The 17,167-nt window shown below is 44.9% G+C and carries 16 protein-coding genes; 7 read left to right on the plus strand and 9 right to left on the minus strand.

Annotated features, from left to right (window positions below):
* Positions 1-109: 109 nt before the first annotated feature.
* Positions 110-1,309 (minus strand): enolase C-terminal domain-like protein, encoded by a 1,200-nt coding sequence (locus tag AB4384_RS21970; protein ID WP_017065858.1) that lies wholly within the window; start codon positions 1,307-1,309, stop codon positions 110-112.
* A 260-nt stretch (positions 1,310-1,569) separates the two neighbouring features.
* Between AB4384_RS21970 and AB4384_RS21975 the strand changes: the two genes are divergently transcribed.
* The 3 genes from AB4384_RS21975 (at position 1,570) to AB4384_RS21985 (ending at position 4,732) form a co-directional block, all read left to right on the plus strand.
* Entirely contained in the window at positions 1,570-3,003 is a 1,434-nt protein-coding gene (locus AB4384_RS21975; RefSeq protein ID WP_372130121.1) for a PTS transporter subunit EIIC, read from the plus strand.
* Positions 3,004-3,116: 113 nt separating this feature from the next.
* On the plus strand, positions 3,117-4,085 hold the full coding sequence (locus tag AB4384_RS21980; protein ID WP_372130122.1) for a sugar kinase: 969 nt from the start codon (positions 3,117-3,119) through the stop codon (positions 4,083-4,085).
* Between the two features lie 17 nt (positions 4,086-4,102).
* Complete coding sequence (locus tag AB4384_RS21985) at positions 4,103-4,732, plus strand: bifunctional 4-hydroxy-2-oxoglutarate aldolase/2-dehydro-3-deoxy-phosphogluconate aldolase (protein WP_372130123.1); 630 nt, start codon at positions 4,103-4,105, stop codon at positions 4,730-4,732.
* 97 nt (positions 4,733-4,829) lie between these two features.
* On the opposite strand, the gene AB4384_RS21990 is transcribed toward AB4384_RS21985, so the two are convergent.
* The 6 genes from AB4384_RS21990 to AB4384_RS22015 all read right to left on the minus strand — a co-directional run bounded on the left by AB4384_RS21990 (position 4,830) and on the right by AB4384_RS22015 (position 11,067).
* Positions 4,830-5,981, minus strand: coding sequence for a M20 aminoacylase family protein (locus tag AB4384_RS21990; RefSeq protein WP_372074852.1), 1,152 nt, complete (start codon positions 5,979-5,981; stop codon positions 4,830-4,832).
* 24 nt (positions 5,982-6,005) lie between these two features.
* Positions 6,006-6,968: a DMT family transporter gene (locus AB4384_RS21995; protein ID WP_065105879.1), complete on the minus strand. Its 963-nt coding sequence runs from the start codon at positions 6,966-6,968 to the stop codon at positions 6,006-6,008.
* Positions 6,969-6,971: 3 nt separating this feature from the next.
* The gene (locus tag AB4384_RS22000) at positions 6,972-7,967 is read right to left on the minus strand and encodes a DMT family transporter (protein ID WP_048662517.1); all 996 of its coding nucleotides are present in this window, start codon (positions 7,965-7,967) and stop codon (positions 6,972-6,974) included.
* Between the two features lie 81 nt (positions 7,968-8,048).
* Positions 8,049-9,011 (minus strand): DMT family transporter, encoded by a 963-nt coding sequence (locus AB4384_RS22005; RefSeq protein ID WP_372074850.1) that lies wholly within the window; start codon positions 9,009-9,011, stop codon positions 8,049-8,051.
* Between the two features lie 26 nt (positions 9,012-9,037).
* The gene (locus tag AB4384_RS22010) at positions 9,038-9,808 is read right to left on the minus strand and encodes an aspartate/glutamate racemase family protein (protein WP_017068125.1); all 771 of its coding nucleotides are present in this window, start codon (positions 9,806-9,808) and stop codon (positions 9,038-9,040) included.
* A 95-nt stretch (positions 9,809-9,903) separates the two neighbouring features.
* Complete coding sequence (locus AB4384_RS22015) at positions 9,904-11,067, minus strand: M24 family metallopeptidase (protein ID WP_372130124.1); 1,164 nt, start codon at positions 11,065-11,067, stop codon at positions 9,904-9,906.
* Between the two features lie 323 nt (positions 11,068-11,390).
* On the opposite strand from AB4384_RS22015, the gene AB4384_RS22020 reads away from it, so the two are divergent.
* The 3 genes from AB4384_RS22020 (at position 11,391) to dpaL (ending at position 13,761) form a co-directional block, all read left to right on the plus strand.
* Entirely contained in the window at positions 11,391-12,068 is a 678-nt protein-coding gene (locus AB4384_RS22020) for a transcriptional regulator (protein ID WP_017068123.1), read from the plus strand.
* Positions 12,069-12,090: 22 nt separating this feature from the next.
* Positions 12,091-12,474, plus strand: a complete 384-nt coding sequence (locus AB4384_RS22025) for a RidA family protein (RefSeq protein WP_004732389.1) — start codon at positions 12,091-12,093, stop codon at positions 12,472-12,474.
* Between the two features lie 108 nt (positions 12,475-12,582).
* Complete coding sequence (dpaL, locus tag AB4384_RS22030; protein WP_017068122.1) at positions 12,583-13,761, plus strand: diaminopropionate ammonia-lyase; 1,179 nt, start codon at positions 12,583-12,585, stop codon at positions 13,759-13,761.
* An 81-nt stretch (positions 13,762-13,842) separates the two neighbouring features.
* On the opposite strand, the gene AB4384_RS22035 is transcribed toward dpaL, so the two are convergent.
* A complete protein-coding gene (locus tag AB4384_RS22035; protein ID WP_017068121.1) occupies positions 13,843-14,382 on the minus strand; it encodes a disulfide bond formation protein B in 540 nt (179 codons plus the stop codon).
* A 9-nt stretch (positions 14,383-14,391) separates the two neighbouring features.
* Entirely contained in the window at positions 14,392-14,547 is a 156-nt protein-coding gene (locus tag AB4384_RS22040; RefSeq protein WP_017072479.1) for a DUF5993 family protein, read from the minus strand.
* Between the two features lie 331 nt (positions 14,548-14,878).
* Here AB4384_RS22040 and AB4384_RS22045 point away from each other — a divergent pair, with 331 nt between their 5' ends.
* The gene (locus tag AB4384_RS22045) at positions 14,879-17,116 is read left to right on the plus strand and encodes a hypothetical protein (RefSeq protein ID WP_372112181.1); all 2,238 of its coding nucleotides are present in this window, start codon (positions 14,879-14,881) and stop codon (positions 17,114-17,116) included.
* The last annotated feature ends 51 nt before the right edge of the window (positions 17,117-17,167 follow it).

Raw genomic sequence — 17,167 nt, forward strand, 5'->3', positions numbered from 1 at the left:
AATTTAATGATACTAGAAATATACTTACCAGATAATACGTAATATCTGGTAAGTATATTAAATAAGAAAATGGCCGCTTATAGCGACCATTTGATATTAAAAATACGAGTTAAGGGGTATGAATCGCGCCATCAGGAAGGCGACTTTGAGTCCACTCGTGGGGGCGATACATTACAGGGAACTCAGCGGCAACCTCTTGGTCGATTTCAACACCAATACCTGCGATTTCAGAAGCGTATAAGTAGCCATTAATTGGCTCTGCAGCGTTCGGGAATACCTTGTGCGTATTCTCGTTGTACTCGACATGCTCTTGAATGGCGGCATTGTGTAAATGCACGTTCAAATGCGTGTTGACCGCTGCACCAATTGGCGTCATATCTGGCGGGCAGTGCCATGCAATACGAACACCGAAATTCTGACATAAGTGACCAAGTTTCAGAGCAGGCGTAATACCACCAATCTGTGAAACATGGCAACGAATGAAATCAATGCGGCGGTTAGCAATCAATGATTTCCACTCTTCAGGGTTATTAAATAACTCCCCTAAACCTAATGAAACTGAGCTCTGGCTGCGAATATTATCCAACCATTCCGTTTGATTTGGCGGCAGAATATCTTCAATGAAATACGGCTTATATTGCTCGACTTCCTTCGCAAATTGTATCGCTTGGTTCGGGAATAGGCGCTCATGAACATCATGAAGAATATGGAATTGGTTACCATATTTCTCTCTCAGCGACTTAAACATCGTTAGAGTATTGTCCATGTACTGATCTTGGTCGTAGTACGAACCTTCAGTCGGGTTTTGAGTGGTATGCAAATCCGTTGGAACGCCGCCATAGAAACCAAGCTGACAACGAATGTGCTTGTAGCCTTTGTCTAGGAAAGATTCCACCAGCTCATAAATCCCTTCCATCGTGTCGCTCGTCGCGTGTGTGTATACAGGAATAGCATCACGAGACTTACCACCAAATAACTGGTGTAACGGCATACCCGCCAATTTGGCTTTAATATCCCACAGTGCCATATCAACACCGGAAATTGCATTATTGATAACAGGGCCATTTCGCCAATAAGCGTTGACCATCATCATTTGCCATAAGTCTTCAATATTATTGGCGTTTTTACCAATAAGAATAGGTTTTAAATATTCATCGACCATTGTTTTTACAGCAAGCGGTCTTTGTTGGAATGTCGCACAACCAAACCCTGTCACGCCTTCATTCGTTTCAACTACCACGGTAATGAGGTTGTGTCTGTCTGGTTTAGTAATAATACAATGGATATCAGATATAATAGTTTCTTTCACAATTAAATAACCTAAACTTAAGTCAACTCCTATTATCTAACCGCTTTAAAAACCACATTTCAAGCGCTAATTTTGCGTAAAAATAATTGGTACGTTAAGTGATTTTTTTTGATAACCAAAACATACCAATTGGCCAAAAACGGTGAAAAAATAATTTTTCGGATTTTAAGTGTGATTGAGATCTCTTTTTACTCCGTTGGATTTAAATTGGTTGTCGTTATGATTGCTCGAGTTAAATATATTCCAATAACAGGTGTAGTATGCAAATGGTAGAAAAAAGTGATGCCGTTATTAATAACTCGAAGTCATCATCGAAGAAGAAAAATTTCAAAGAAAATATACAGTTATTAATCACTGCACTTGGTGGTGAAGACAATATCGTGAGTATCACGCACTGTATGACAAGGCTGAGATTCAAATTAGCAGACGAGTCGCTGGTAGACGAAGAAGCAATCAAGCAGATCGCAGATGTGAAAGGTGTGGTACTTCAACAAGGCCAAACTCAAGTCATCATCGGTGTTGAGGTCGAGAAGTGGTTCAACGCGCTATCAAACACTCAACAAGCTGACGCTAATCCGGCTGATGAACTAGAGAAAGGCAAGCTGTTCCAAGGCGTGATGCGTATTGTCGCAGGCATCTTTGGTCCGGTTGTACCCGCAATCGCTGGCGCGGGTATGTTGATGGGCCTGTTGTCTGGTCTTATTGCAACCAATGTTATCTCTGAAACCTCAGACACAGTTTATTTCTTCCGCTCGATCTCTGTTGCTGTGTTCTTCTTCTTACCTATGCTGGTTTCTTTCTCTGCTGCTAAGGTATTCAAAGTAAACGAATACATTGCGCTTGCTGTCTCTTCAGCAATGCTAGCGCCTCTGCTTGTTGATAAAGCAACAATGCTAAAAGACGCAGGCGCTGCTCCGGAGCTGACCGTTCTTGGCGTGGTTCCTATTGAGCTGCTCAACTACGGCGGCGCGATTGTTCCCGCGATTCTAGCAATCTGGTTATTGTCTAAAGTGACTCCGTTAGTTGACCGCCTAGTTCCTTCTTCTGCGAAGCCTGTATTTACACCACTGCTTGCCTTTACGGTAACTTCGACCATCACGCTATCATTTGTTGGCCCTGCTGGTATCTGGCTAAGTAATGGCGCAGGTTGGGTGATGAGCTCACTACTGGAAATCTCTCCGACGTTAACCGGCTTTGTGTTTGGTCTAACTCGCCCGATTACCATCGTATTTGGTATCCACCACAGCATGACGCCGATCAGCCTGAACAACTTTGCACTGTATGGTAAGGATCTACTGATGCCTATCATGTGTTTAGGTAACATGGCAATTGCGGGGGCAACCATGGCTATCTGGCACAAGCAACGTAAAACGGTTTCTAAAGAGCAATCTTCAATTACGATGGGCTCAAGTGTTACCGCTATCTTAGGCATCACGGAGCCGGCTCTATTTGGTGTCCTCACGAAATACACCAAAGCGATGATGACCGCGAGTTTGGCTGCAGGTGTGTTCGGTGCTATCTCGGTAACAATCGATACGCACTTAACAAGCTACATTCTTTCTTCTGTATTCAGCTTGCCAGCTTACCTTGCAGGCGGTACGCAAAACTTCATTCAGGCACTAATGGGTGTTGTTGGTGTGTTCGCACTGTCTTATGTTCTAACGCTATTGTTCGTAAAACTAGACAACAAGTAATCGGCTAGTCTCACTCCCGTAAGATTAGAATCGAAAAAGCATGACCATATCTCATTATGGTCATGCTTTCCTCAATACGAACAAACCCAACCTTTCCTTTCTAAGGCTATATTATGACCCACATCGCAATCATCGGTGAGTGCATGATTGAACTGAATGGGGCTCCATTTGGCGACATGCATCAAAGCTATGGTGGAGACACATTAAACGCGGCAATCTACTTGAACCGCAGCGCTGCGGTTAGCAACCCCATGAACTGCAATAACACTGCGAATCCAGCGATACGAACAAGCTATGTCTCGGCGCTTGGCTCTGACGCTATCAGCCAAGAGATGCTTAACCGATGGCAAGATGAAGGACTATCAACCGAATTCGTGCTTATTGACGAGCAGCGTTCACCCGGGCTCTATCTCATTCAACTCGACGATGTTGGTGAGCGCACCTTCCTATACTGGCGCAACGATTCGGCGGCTCGCTACATGGTACAGCACCCCGATTTCGATAAGATAGCCAACCAACTTCGTGATGTTGATATGGTGTTTCTGAGTGGCATTTCCCTCGCGATACTGCCACACAACGATCAGCTAAAGTTGCTCACTGTCATCGAAGGCCTGCGTAAACGTGGCGTTACCGTCGCCTTTGATAGTAACTATCGACCAAAGTTGTGGAGCTCAGAGGCCGCAACTAAAGAGTGCTATCTATTGGGCTATAAAACGACCGATATAGCCCTAGTCACGTTCGATGATGAACAACTGTTGTGGAGCGATCAAACGCCGCAAGACACCATAAAAAGACTGCATGCACTCGGTGTCAAAACCGTTGTTGTAAAGCTTGGTGCTGAAGGCTGCTTGATCAGTGAAAACCTCGAAGATGTGCCAGTAAAAATCACAACGACACCTGTTGAGACTGTGGTTGATAGCACCTCAGCTGGCGACTCTTTTAACGGTGGTTTCTTGTCTTGCTATCTCGCTGGAGGTTCTATTGAAGAAGCCTGCCACCAAGGTAATGCATTAGCCAGATTGGTGATTCAACATCATGGCGCAATCATCCCAAAATCCATCACCGACACTCTTTCAAACTGATATTAAGAAGTAAACCCATGTCTACAATTAACGAACAGCTAAAAGCACTTAAAGTTATCCCTGTTATCGCCATTGATAACGCAGAGGATATTATTCCTCTAGGAAAAGTATTGGCTGAGAATGGGCTTCCAGCTGCTGAGATTACGTTCCGTTCAGACGCCGCTGTTGAAGCTATCCGACTGCTTCGCCAAGCACAGCCACAAATGCTGATCGGCGCGAGCACCATCTTGAACCGTGAGCAAGCACTTGCAGCAAAAGAAGCGGGCGCAACGTTTGTGGTTTCACCGGGGTTCAATCCAAACACAGTTAAAGCATGCCAAGAGATCGGCATCGATATAATTCCGGGTGTGAACAATCCAAGCACAGTTGAAGCGGCATTAGAGATGGGCTTAACAACCTTGAAGTTCTTCCCAGCAGAAGCTTCTGGCGGTATCAGTATGGTGAAGTCGTTAGTCGGACCCTATGGCAACATTAGACTCATGCCTACAGGCGGTATCACGCCATCAAACATCGATAGCTACTTAGCCGTGCCTCAAGTATTAGCCTGCGGTGGTACGTGGATGGTGGACAAAAAGCTCGTTGAAAACGGAGAGTGGGATGAGATTGCCCGCCTAACGCGAGAGATTGTTGAGCAAGTAAATCATTAAGCAGATCAGTCGCTAGCCCAAAGCGTTAGCGGGATTTGAGAATACAACGCATACAAAAAGAGCGAGAAGCTTGCCTCTCGCTCTTTTTTTCATCAACTTACTGTGACAATTGTTGTTCTACCAAAGTCTTCCAGAACCCAACACCATGCTCCAAAATGTTATCGTTGAAATCGTAGTGTGGATTATGAAGCGCAGTGCCTCCACATTCACCAACACCATTCCCAACTAGCACATAACACCCTTTTACTTCGCGTAACATGAACGAGAAATCCTCACTGATGGTGAAGCGTTCACATGCTCCATTTACATTATCTTCACCAACAACGGCTTGTGCTGCTTTCACTGCATGAGCCGTCTCTTCAGGCGTGTTAATCGTTGATAAGAAGCTGTTGTTGAAGTGGTATTGATAATCAACACCTGCCGACATGCACTGGCCAGCGACAACACGCTCAATCGCTTTCTCAATTTTATGCAATGCTTGATCGGTAAAGCTGCGAGTGTCACCAGAAATAGTCACTTGCGAAGGAATCACATTCACGGTGCCATTGGTAACAAAATTAGTCACCGAGATAACCGCCGTCTCATCAATGGCGCTCAAATTACGCGAAACGATGGTTTGCAGTGCTGTGACCACCTGAGATCCAACAACAATCGGGTCGGTTCCCATGTGTGGCATCGCCGCGTGACCGCCCGTCGCTTTGATCACAATCTCAAAACTGCTTTCACTTGCCATAAGCGAGCTTGGACGAGTCACAAATTTACCTTCTGGGATACCCGGTAAGTTATGCATAGCGTAAATCGCATCCATATTCCAACGAGTGAACAGGCCATCAGCGATCATCGCTTTCGCTCCTGTGCCTCGCTCTTCATCTGGTTGGAAAATGAAGTATACAGTGCCATCAAATTGCTTACTGGTTGCTAACTCTTGCGCCGCACCCAGTAGCATCGCGGTATGGCCATCATGTCCACAAGCGTGCATCGCTCCTTCATGTTTTGAAGCGTGACAAAAAGTGTTCTGTTCATGAATGCGCAGCGCATCCATATCCGCACGTAGACCAATCGAGCGATCGCTTGTGCCATTTTTCAGAATTCCAAGCACACCTGTTCCGCCAATACCGCGGTGAACTTCAATGCCGAACTCTTCGAGCTTGTTCGCTACGAATTCAGATGTTTTGAACTCTTCAGTGCCGAACTCTGGGTACTGATGTAAATGGCGGCGCCATTCTGTAACGTTGGCAATGTTAGTCATGGAAACTCCAATAAATACTTAAAATTAATTTGTTAAAACTGTTTTAGATGTCATCTCGCGGGACTTGTTGGATGCAGCAAACAGCATCATTGCCACAATAATCAAGCCAACAGCCAGCGCCCTAAAAGGTGTGATGGGTTCTCCAAACACCAAAACAGCGATGAAAAATGCAGACATAGGGATGAGGTTTAAAGCCATACTGCTGCCTTCAACACCAACACGCTCTATGCCGTATATGTATGCGATGTAGCCCAGCCCTGATACAAAGCCACCTAGCACGATAATGCAGAGTAACGACCAAGAAGGGCGAATCACCAGTAACAGGCTTGGTACATCAAGGCCTGAAACCAGTAAGTAAATGAAAAATCCAACCGCCGCAAAACCAAATTGATAATGCATGGTGCAAGTTGCACCGTATTTTTCTGCAAGCTGAGCGCGCAAATGAGTCACCGACGCAAAGCTCAGCACACTCAATAGACAAATCAGGTGTCCGATGTTTACTCCTCTATCTTGAGACGTAAACGGAGGAGCTAGCACTAACATGCTGACGCCAACTAAAGCAATTCCGCTAGAGACGATTTGCATGCGAGTAAATCGAGCACCGTAAAAAAGCTGACCTATCGCCAAGATAGCAATGGGAACAAGTCCCTGAATAACGCCATTTTCTGACAGTGAAATATAGTCCAACGAGAGAAACGAAAGAAAGCTAAACAAACCTTGGCCAACGACACCGCATACCAACAACTTGAATAGATCGCTCCGATTAGCCCAACTAAACGCCAACTTCGGTTTGCTTTGAGTTTTCTTGTGGATCATTGCTGAGAAAATCAGGACTAAAGATAAAACAAAGAATGCCATCATGTAGCGTAGCCACACCAACAATCGCGCATCAATGGTTTGTAATGGCAAGGTAGCTAATGCGCCCTCTGAACCCCATAACAACCCTACGCCAATCGCTGCCATCCAACCTTTAGTCACTGATTTCATCACTTAGCTCGCTTCTGGTGTTGCTTTTTTATCGCAAGCTAAATTTTCTGAAGATTGTTCTTCCTGCTTTGTCTCAAACTTCGTGAACACGTAAAGTGCGACCACAATTAATGAAACAACGATGGTTTTGCCCATTGCCATCTGTTCGCCAAGTGTTAGAACCGCCACTAAGTAGCCAACCAAAGGCATGAGGTTTAATGCCATCGTTGCCTTTTCGACACCGATACGCTTGAAAGAATACAATTGAATCAAGTAGCTACCGCCAGAGATACCCGTACCTAAGAAAATAAGCAAAGCAATTAACAGCGGGCTAGAGAAGATAATGTAAATCTGAGATAGGTCTAAGCCCATGGTCAATACAACGATGATGCCCATTACTGCAACTGAGATGTATTGGTAAAGCATCGAAACAACTGAACCGTATTTGTCCGCTAAACTAGCTCGTAAGTGGGCTGTCCACGCTAACGCCAACATTGAACACGTCACGTAAACGTAACCTAGTAGTGGCGTACCACCTTCAATGGAGTTTGTCGGACCAACACTCATTGCGTAAATACAAACCGCAGAAGCAATGAAAGCACCCCACTGAATCTTGTTCATACGGAAGTTCATAAACATCATGCCAAAGAAAACCGTCGCGAACGGCTGCATGCCTTGAATTACACCGTTTTCAGTCGCACCAATGTGAGAAAGAGAAAGGAAGTTGAACAATGAAAACACCCCTTGTCCAACGATGCCACAAAGCGCAATGCGACCAATATCTTTGGTATCGATCTTTAATGAAGAACCCAAGTCAGCGCTCAAGCTTTTACTACGTGATGTAAAAAAGAAAATGATGGAAAGGCCAATTACCGCAGTAACGTAGCGGAAAAATACCAATGTCATCGGGTCAACAGCCATAGAGAGCGGCTTAGATACCACCCCAGTTACGCCCCAGATACAGGCAACAGCAATGGCAGCAGTCCATCCTAAAAATGTGTCTCTGTTTGTTGTGTTCATCTGTCTATCTTCCATAATTTTTTGGGTAACGGCGGTGCGCACACCGCCTTGTTACTCATAATTTTATTTAGTGGTTTTTCGCTAGTTAACGTCTGTCGCCGTTTTCAGCCGAGGCGCTTTTTTCTTCGCCTTACCAAACTTCATGAACAACATCATTGAGCCAATAACAACTGCAATCGCTAGTAGTCGCATTGGCGTTACCGCTTCACCGAGAGCAAACACAGCCAGGACAAAAGAAGACAGAGGCATCAAGTTAAGTGCCATACCCGTTCCGTCTACGCCGACTCGTTCCATTGCATAGATGTAGATTAGGTAACTGATACCTGAAATACCCACACCCAGAATTGCAATACAAGCCATACGAAGTGGAGAACTGAAAATACCGAGAGCTGAAGAGAAATCGGCGCCGACAACCAGTAGGTAAAGACCGAAGCCAATTGCCGCAAAAACAAACTGGTGATACATCGTCGCTACTGAACCATATTTCTCAGCAAGCTTGGCACGAGCGTAAGCCATCGTAGAGAAGCTCGCGGCACTACCCAGACAGATCAAGTGACCAATGTTAAATCCGCTGCCTTCAACAGAAGGGTCCATGACCAAAATAGCGACACCAACGAAGGCGCCAACAGCTGCCAAGATTTGTAGTGGTGTAAAACGCTCGCCGTGGCGAAGGAAACCGACACACAAAATGATGATTGGGATAAGGCCTTGGATCACGCCGTTTTCTGAAGCGGTAATGTAATCAAGAGATAGGAACGATAGAAAACTGAAAGCACCTTGACCAATAATGCCGCAACATGCCGCCCAGAAGATGTCGTGTCGGTTTGCCCAATTAAGTTTAAAATCGACTTTTTTCTGTGGTTTACCCATCGCATTGCTGACTTGGATAATCACAAACAGAGTAATGAAAGCGACGGTATAGCGAACCCATACCAAGACTTGTGCGTCCATTACTTCTAAAATAGGTGTCCCTACGATCCACGGAATACCCCAAAGCATGCCAATGAAAATGGCAGCTAACCAACCTTTAGTTGTATTACTCATCTTAAAATTCCTTTATTCATTGGTTGCTATTGATTTAGCAATTGTCCGTAACCTGGACATTGAGCTTTGTTGCCGACTAAGTGCATGCAGTGCCAGAACATCGCAGAGTTGCTGCACACGACTGGGATACCAAATCGATCTTCAATCTCTTGAATGTGGTCAAGAACACGAAGGTTGGTGCAAGACATAAACACCACATCGGCACCAGAGCCCGGCAACATTTTGCTCAACGCTTCCATCATCGATTCCTTTGAAACCGTCGTGATGTCAGTGTCTTTCTCAATGCCAAGTGAACCTAAAACAGGGACTTCAAAGCCAGCGGCAGTCAGTTGTTGATAAAGAGGGAAATTCACTTCTGTTGGGTAGGGGGAAAACACGGCAACTTTCTTTGCACCCAAGTGCTTAAATGCGGCTTGAGCAGCTGTCCATGGGTTGGTTGCGGGAATATCACCGCGATTTTGTGTAAGAAGGTTAGCGACTTTTTCTTCACCGATAATGATAGAAGCTGAAGTGCAACCAAACGCCATGACATCCATGGGTAAACCCGTCGCTATTAGATCGGATGCTTCGCTGATACCAACCGCAATTTGGTCGAGCGCTTCTGGAGTCATTTCGCTGCTGTAATAAACACGGGAGCTAAACACTCCTGCTTGTGTGCCCAGTAATTTTGCCCAGTCCATCTCTAAAGAGTGGTCAGTACTTAGTTGCACTAAACCGATATGAACTCGACCAATCCTTGGAGCCTGAACGTGCTGTAATGGGATTTCAAATTGTCGAAACTGTTCTATTGTTTGCATGAGAAACTCGTATTTTTATAGTTTTTATGTGCTGACTCCAGAATCCAGAGTCAGCTTTTGTAGGGTGTTAAATTTGTACGGTGCTAAATTTTTAGCTAAATAATGATCAGTTCTGGTTCAGCTCGTTCGCTCAACCATTCAGCGCCGTCTTCAGTAATCACGATGTTCTCTTCGTGAACCATCGACTTACCCGGTGCGTAAACCATGCCCGGTTCTAGCGTCATCACCATGCCAGGCTTAAGTACTGTGTTGTCGGTAGCGGTGTTAGACGGACGCTCTGTCAGTTCCATACCTAATCCATGACCTAGACGACCAACGTCGTTACCCAATGCACCATTAGCTTCTAGTACTCCCCACATCGCGTTGTAGATGTCAGTCGTGGTTGCGCCCGGTTTCGCTGCCTCGAAGCCTTTCGTGGTCGCTTCGTAAGTAGCGCGGTATGCCGCTTTGGTTTGCTCACTCGCATGACCAAATGCCCAGTTACGGTCGAAATCAGAGAAGTAACCATCGCGTACAGCACCCGTATCGATGATCAACACATCTCCCGGTTCAATAACGCGATCGGTAGGACCCATGATGATGCTGTCATAACCATCAGGTCCTGAGCCTGCGATGATGTAAGGACATTCATCTGCACCTTCTAACAACATATCGATACGGAACTGTTTACAGATTTCACGCTCGGTCATGCCGGCTTTTGCATACCCAGGAATTTTGCTAAAGCCCACATTGGTAATACGACAGATTTCGCGAGTTTTTTCTATTTCAGCTTGTGATTTAATCTGACGAAGCTCATGCATCGCTAATGACACATCAACAAAATCTTTCTTAACCATGGTGGTTAATTTGAGGTAGTTATTTACTGGCATACGCAAGTGAGACTCAATCCCTAATGTCGCGCCAACTCTGCCGTGACGACAAGGTAAAGAGTTCAACGTGCTTGCAACCAAGCTAATGCCGTCATCTTCTGGCCTTGGTGAAGGCCAAGTAATGATGTTCTCAACCCATGTTCCTGCCATACCGCTAGCACCAATCTCAGGAACAATAGCAATAGGTTTACCTTCTGCTGGGATAACAACGAACCATGGTCTAGTTGGGCTGTGCCAAAACTGAGTGTGAAAACCAGTAAAATAGCGAACGTTTGGTTCCGTAGTAAAAATCATCGCGTCTAGCTTCATCTCATGCATAACTTTTTGAGCGCGTGATGTTCTGTTTTCAAACTCAGCTTGTTCAAAGCCTCGGTTTAGGTAGTTAGTCATTGGGGCCTCTAATTATTATTGTGGGTCAGCAATTACGAACCGACCCTATAGTTCAATTTTGTTTACGTTACGATGAGCATCTTACTGACATTTTAGTTAAATAATGTGACCACAATCTCACAGTTAACTATAGTGACCCAAACGCATCTAAAACCAGAATTTTTGTTGATTTTGATCAATTTTAGGTACTTATTTGTAACTTTAGGCTTGTGCAAGGAGCGAGTGTATAGTTTTATAGTTACATAAAGTTAATTGGCAACTTGAAATCCATCGAGTAACCAAAGATAATGAAAGGCAATTAAAGTTAACAACAGTGGTCTAAAATGAACGCATCAGCATATAAATCGTTTAACGTAGAATTCACCGACAATGACAGAGAGCATCTCGCACTGAACTTTCGCTTAGCCGAAACTATTGCCGACTTTATTGGTCCGCATTGTGAGGTAGTGATTCACTCATTCGAGAGCTTTGAAAAATCAGTGGTGAAGATCGTGAACGGTCATCACACAGGTCGAGAAGTAGGGTCACCTATCACCGATCTAGGGCTGAAAATGCTGAGTGTGTTTGAGAGCACTGGTGAGGTCACGCCAAAGAGTTACTTCACCACCAGCAAAGATGGGTCACTGCTTAAATCTACGACCTGTGTGCTAGCTGGAGAAAATGGCAAACCGATTGGACTATTCTGTATCAACATGAATTTGTCTCACCCGTTTCCTGAGATCATAAAAACTTTAATGCCGGACATTGCTCATGCCCCTGTGGGTGTGCATGAGAACTTTGGAGCTTCAACAACAGAAGTGATTGAGCAAGCACTTGAGCACGCTATTTTTGAAGTCGACAACGATGAGTCAGTCAACTTGAAAGGTCGAAACAAAGCCATTACCAAGCTATTGCTTGAGAATGGTATTTTCGAATTGAAAGAGGCGACAGCATTCGTATCTGAACGTCTTGGTATAACTCGCCACGCTATCTATAAATATATCCGCGAGTTTAGAGCTTAAAAATCCTATAAAGAGAAATGAAATGAAAACAAAAATCCATACAGATCTAGCACCTGCAGCAATCGGCCCATACTCTCAAGGCATGGCATTCAAAGACCTTATTTTCACTTCTGGTCAGCTGCCTCTTGATGCAAAAACAATGGCGTTTGTTGAAGGTGGCATTAAAGAGCAAGCTCGTATGTCACTAGAAAATTTGAAAGCTGTACTAGAGCAAAGCGGTGGTTCACTGGACACTGTTATTAAGACCACATGTTTCCTATCTGATATGGAAAACTTCGTCGCATTTAACGAGGTATACACAGAAGTATTCGGGACTGAGAATGCACCAGCACGCTCTTGTGTTGAAGCGGCTCGTCTACCAAAAGACGCATTAGTTGAAGTGGAAGCGATCGCTTACATCAAGTAATCGCGTAGCATTTTTCGCAATACTACCTGTCGCTATGAACGACTAAACAAGGTCATTGACCATCGCTTAATGACCTTTAATTCATCTGTCTGTATCTAAGTGTGTCCTATGTTAAAACTATCAAAAAATTCATTCTATACTGGTCAAGTCTGCGAACTATTCACCGCTTCTCAAGCCCAACAAGCGCGTGAGTTTCACCGCCAGATCGAAGGTTACCAACCTACACCACTTGTCTCTCTTCCTCACTTGGCAAAACAATTGGGCGTCAAAGCCATCTTGGTGAAAGACGAATCAAAACGCTTTGGTTTAAATGCCTTTAAAGTGCTGGGTGGCTCTTACGCACTTGGTCGTCAATTAGCTAAACACCTAGGTATTGATATCTCTGAGATCAACCTTAAAACGGTGGCTTCAAAATTAGATAAACCATTGGTATTTACTACAGCGACTGCGGGTAACCACGGTACGGGCGTAGCGTGGGCAGCTCGTGAAATGGGACAAAAAGCCGTAGTTTATATGCCAAAAGGCTCATCTCAAGCGAGTGTAAACCGTATCCAAGGCCTAGGTGCCGAGTGTATCGTGACAGAAGTTAACTATGACGACACGGTACGTATGGCGAACCAAACTGCGCAAGACAATGGTTGGATGCTTGTTCAAGACACCGCTTGGGACGGCTATGAAGAAATCCCAACATGGATTTCACAAGGCTACATGACAATGGCAGATGAAGCCGTTGAACAAGTTCAGGCATCAGAGTTTGGGTCACCCACTCACGTCTTTTTACAAGCAGGTGTTGGCGCAATGGCTGGCGGTGTATTGGGCTACTTAGTTGATAAGCTAGGTGCGGGCACTTTCGAAACCATTATTGCTGAGCCAGCTGCAGCAGACTGTATCTTCCGCTCAGGTGTGAAAGGCGAAATGGTCAATGTATCGGGTGAATTGAATTCGATTATGGCAGGTCTTGCTTGCGGTGAGCCAAATCCCGTGACTTGGCCAGTACTCCGCGATTGCAGCAACCATTTTGTATCGGTTGAAGACAGTGTTTCAGCGAATGGTATGAGAGTTTTAGGAAACCCATTACACGGCGATAGCCAAATTGTCAGTGGTGAGTCAGGTGCAATTACGTTAGGTCTGTTGTACCAACTTTGTCGTGAAGGTGCAGACCAAGCAGTACGTGATCAGCTAGGTTTAAACCGAGATGCAACCATCATGGTCTTTAGTACAGAAGGCGACACGAACCAAGCACGCTACCGCGATATAGTTTGGAACGGTTTGCATCAATCGAACTAATTGATATCTAAAAGACACCAAAATAACAAAGCCACAGCAAACGCTGTGGCTTTCTCTTTTTGCTGATAACTGCCATGTGAGTTAGTTGAGTAACCAATAGCTCACTGGGTTATCTGGACACTGATAAGGACCACACTCAACAAAGGTAGCGATAGCATTGAGTGCAACCACGACGATGGCTAATAAGCACGCCACACGCCCCAAATTACTCATCTTATACGCTTCTTGCGATGGCTCTTTATTAGTCAATATTAGAATGACAGCAACCGCTAATATGGTCGCAGTAAATAACACGAAAGCCCAAGTGTAATAGTGCATTCCAAAGATAGGACTCCCATAGCCAGGCGTGCCTGGAATCACGTGCAATGAGACCTGCCGTAGTGAGGTGGCGACACCATACAAGGCCCCGATCAAAACAATGCCATAGTGACGAGGTTGAGGCCCATAAACCACATTCAACATGAAGCCAAACGCAACCATCACAAAACCGATACGTTGCAACAAACACAGCGGGCAAGGCAACTCATGAAGCACAAACTGAAGGATAAAGCCTATCAACAGCACTACGGTCATGCCGAGTAGGCCAAGCGTATTTAGGAGCGTTAACTGATTTCGATTCATGTGAGCTCCTTACAATAGGATAGGTAACGAGTCGGTCGCATGGTGATTAAACCAATACAACCCAAGAATCACAGAGCCCGCAAAAAAACCATAAGCCGCGGTCTTCTTGTCGAAAAAGGCGCATAGCATCGCCACAAGTAACAACAAAAATAATAAATACATCATAAGAGGTATTTCCTCGCTATTTATCAAGTTCGGTCATATTGAACGTCAAAATGAATATCCACACCTACGCCCTCAATCATTCAATTTCGGAAAACCTATGGATTACGGATTTAAAATCATCAACTTAATACTTGTTAGCAAGCTCTAACCTGTCAAGTTACTGTTACTAACAGAGTGCTTCCCCTACCCAAAGATGCAAGTAACACGCCGATATAAGCAAAGTGAGCACCGCTCAGCATTAGACATAACCGGAAACAGAACATAGATATTACGATTGGCTACACTTACCAAACAGGGATAACACTTAAAGAGTGAATGGCAAGGAAACATAATGAAAACAACACGATTAGTCTCAGCCATTTTTCTTACCAGCCTTACCTTTCCCAATATCATTTGGGCCAACTACACGATCGTTCTACCCGGTCAACATGAGCAAGGGATCGACTTACAAGGCAATGAAATATCAGCCCACGATGTGGTTGATTGGGAGCTCAACAATAGTGATTTGATGTTTGGAGCGAATGCGGAGCCGAGCCTCAACAACAAAGTCCAGGCCGTTGGCTACATGTACAACCAAAAGTTAGAGTTAAATTCAGGCCCGTTCGAAAACGAAATTAGAGACATCGCTGAACGATACGACATCGATTACGAAGATTTTTTTCTACACTTTTCAGAAGACACCATCCTTGCAGAGCCTGACCCGACTCATGGTGAGAACACTCTATTAAACCGCAAGCCTATGCTCGTTGGTTATACCGAAGACGAAATGCACGCAGGTTTTGCCCTTTACCAACCCACACCTTGGGATACCGATGTCTTTGAACATTTCCAACAAGGGGGTGCGCTCTACATTTATCACTCTGAAAAGTTTGACCATTTAGAATTTGAATTTTCACGCTTTGCACAAGGAGGAAAATTTCGGATTGAATATCCATCTTCGATGAATGCTGAGAATCATGTGACCGATTGGTCTCAAATCGAAATAACGGAAGATGGCACCAAGAACATGACTCAGAACCAAGCGGTAAACTGGCTATTACCCGCAGATTGGGTAAGAGCAAGCACTCATGATGGCAGTGGCCAAAGTTATGGTGGCGGCCAATTTTTTGGCTCATCTTTTGTCCGTGATGGTGGGCGTTTATACGTTGTTAGAGTGCGCTGGCAAGGCCGCGCAAATGATATTCGACCTCGTTTAAACCGTGTTCAACTCGGGGATAGCTTTCCGAACGTCGCTCCAAAAGACTTGTCATCAGCAGCAGTAAATAACCGCTCTCCCGATAAAACAACGCATTGGAGAAAAATTCTTGGTTTCGACCAGTCGGCCGATCTCAACAACGACAACTATTTATCTCCTGCTGAATACCAAAACCGAAGCAACAAGTCTGCCACAGCTCGATTTCGTTGGCAGTCCCGTGTTATTCCTTTTGGTCGAATGTGGGACCAAAATTCGTCATGGTCGCTAACCAATCTGGCTAATCCCGGGCTATTGATGGCAATGGGCAGTTATTATGGTCAACACTGGACAAAACTAGGACTCCGTGGCGCCTACAACGATGACACCAATAAGCTCTTAGGTAGCAATCAATTTGATATTTACTCTGGGGGAAACATCGCTGAGCTTGATGCTATCGCAGGCTCAACTGAAGCGGATGAACGCTATAAGCAAGAGTTCACCGCCTTTCTCAAACGATTGACTGCCGTTAATGACAAACCATTAATCGGGCTAAACATTGGAACGGCTAACCTCTATGGTCGAAATGGGCAAGCGCACCTTATCGATGCAGGAAACCTGTATTTCAGGGAGCACTATATATTTCCGTCAACGGGATTTAGCGGCTATGGCGGGCTATCGAAGTTTTGGGATAACTCAGCACTCGGCTATTCAGGGTCGAAGGTTATTCAACAAGCCACTACGCGCTATGGACGAGTGCAGTTCTTTGGAAACAACCAAGAGAATTGGCAACAAGACCAGTACTCAACTCTCGCTGTCTATTACCTCAACTACCACCCTGAACACAGCTATTTCAATCAATGGAACAACAGTTACGTGTATGGGAGCAACAACACCACAACAGATAACTTCTGGAAACCGGGCGTACCCAAAAACATGGCTTATAAGCCCACAGCATTGCTCGATATCCCTCTTGGAAAACCTTCAGGTGTGATTCCTTCGGGGTTTGAACCTACCTCATTGATGCTCTCAACTCGTACTCCACAATCTGAGGATTACACGATTGTTGGCAACACTTCGCAATCCCAGGTCACTCATCAAGACTTACCTAATGGCAAGGTTTCACTGCTACCGACTCATACCTATTTCCTTTATCAATCAGATAAGCAGGTTGTAGAAGGCGGCCCAGAAGACATGGTGATAGCCAGAGAGTTTGAGCATGGACGAGTTCTCTATCGCACCGATTTTTATGGGAAAAATGCTGACTTTTATGCTGCAGAGAAAATCTCGATTCGATTAGACCGACCAATGAAGCCCGTAAGTGCTGACGGCAGAGTGGGAGAGTATGTCGATGAAGTACAGATCGGTGGCTACCAAGGTTTGCTATTACTTTACTGACTCGGTTTAAACTCGAAATAGCAATCATAAAACAAAAAAACCTAGCGAGTG

The sequence above is a fragment of the Vibrio sp. 10N.261.51.A4 genome (assembly GCF_041471945.1).
Lineage (GTDB): Bacteria > Pseudomonadota > Gammaproteobacteria > Enterobacterales > Vibrionaceae > Vibrio > Vibrio crassostreae_C.

Bases quoted from the DNA above. Each gene is read 5' to 3' on its own strand.
- AB4384_RS22020 (WP_017068123.1), top strand. From the start codon at position 11,391: ATGAACGCATCAGCATATAAATCGTTTAACGTAGAATTCACCGACAAT.
- AB4384_RS22005 (WP_372074850.1), bottom strand. From the start codon at position 9,011: ATGAGTAATACAACTAAAGGTTGGTTAGCTGCCATTTTCATTGGCATG.
- AB4384_RS21980 (WP_372130122.1), top strand. From the start codon at position 3,117: ATGACCCACATCGCAATCATCGGTGAGTGCATGATTGAACTGAATGGG.
- AB4384_RS22040 (WP_017072479.1), bottom strand. From the start codon at position 14,547: ATGATGTATTTATTATTTTTGTTGTTACTTGTGGCGATGCTATGCGCC.
- AB4384_RS22000 (WP_048662517.1), bottom strand. From the start codon at position 7,967: ATGAACACAACAAACAGAGACACATTTTTAGGATGGACTGCTGCCATT.
- AB4384_RS22010 (WP_017068125.1), bottom strand. From the start codon at position 9,808: ATGCAAACAATAGAACAGTTTCGACAATTTGAAATCCCATTACAGCAC.
- AB4384_RS21995 (WP_065105879.1), bottom strand. From the start codon at position 6,968: ATGAAATCAGTGACTAAAGGTTGGATGGCAGCGATTGGCGTAGGGTTG.
- AB4384_RS21985 (WP_372130123.1), top strand. From the start codon at position 4,103: ATGTCTACAATTAACGAACAGCTAAAAGCACTTAAAGTTATCCCTGTT.
- AB4384_RS22015 (WP_372130124.1), bottom strand. From the start codon at position 11,067: ATGACTAACTACCTAAACCGAGGCTTTGAACAAGCTGAGTTTGAAAAC.
- AB4384_RS21990 (WP_372074852.1), bottom strand. From the start codon at position 5,981: ATGACTAACATTGCCAACGTTACAGAATGGCGCCGCCATTTACATCAG.
- AB4384_RS21975 (WP_372130121.1), top strand. From the start codon at position 1,570: ATGCAAATGGTAGAAAAAAGTGATGCCGTTATTAATAACTCGAAGTCA.
- dpaL (WP_017068122.1), top strand. From the start codon at position 12,583: ATGTTAAAACTATCAAAAAATTCATTCTATACTGGTCAAGTCTGCGAA.
- AB4384_RS22025 (WP_004732389.1), top strand. From the start codon at position 12,091: ATGAAAACAAAAATCCATACAGATCTAGCACCTGCAGCAATCGGCCCA.
- AB4384_RS22035 (WP_017068121.1), bottom strand. From the start codon at position 14,382: ATGAATCGAAATCAGTTAACGCTCCTAAATACGCTTGGCCTACTCGGC.
- AB4384_RS22045 (WP_372112181.1), top strand. From the start codon at position 14,879: ATGAAAACAACACGATTAGTCTCAGCCATTTTTCTTACCAGCCTTACC.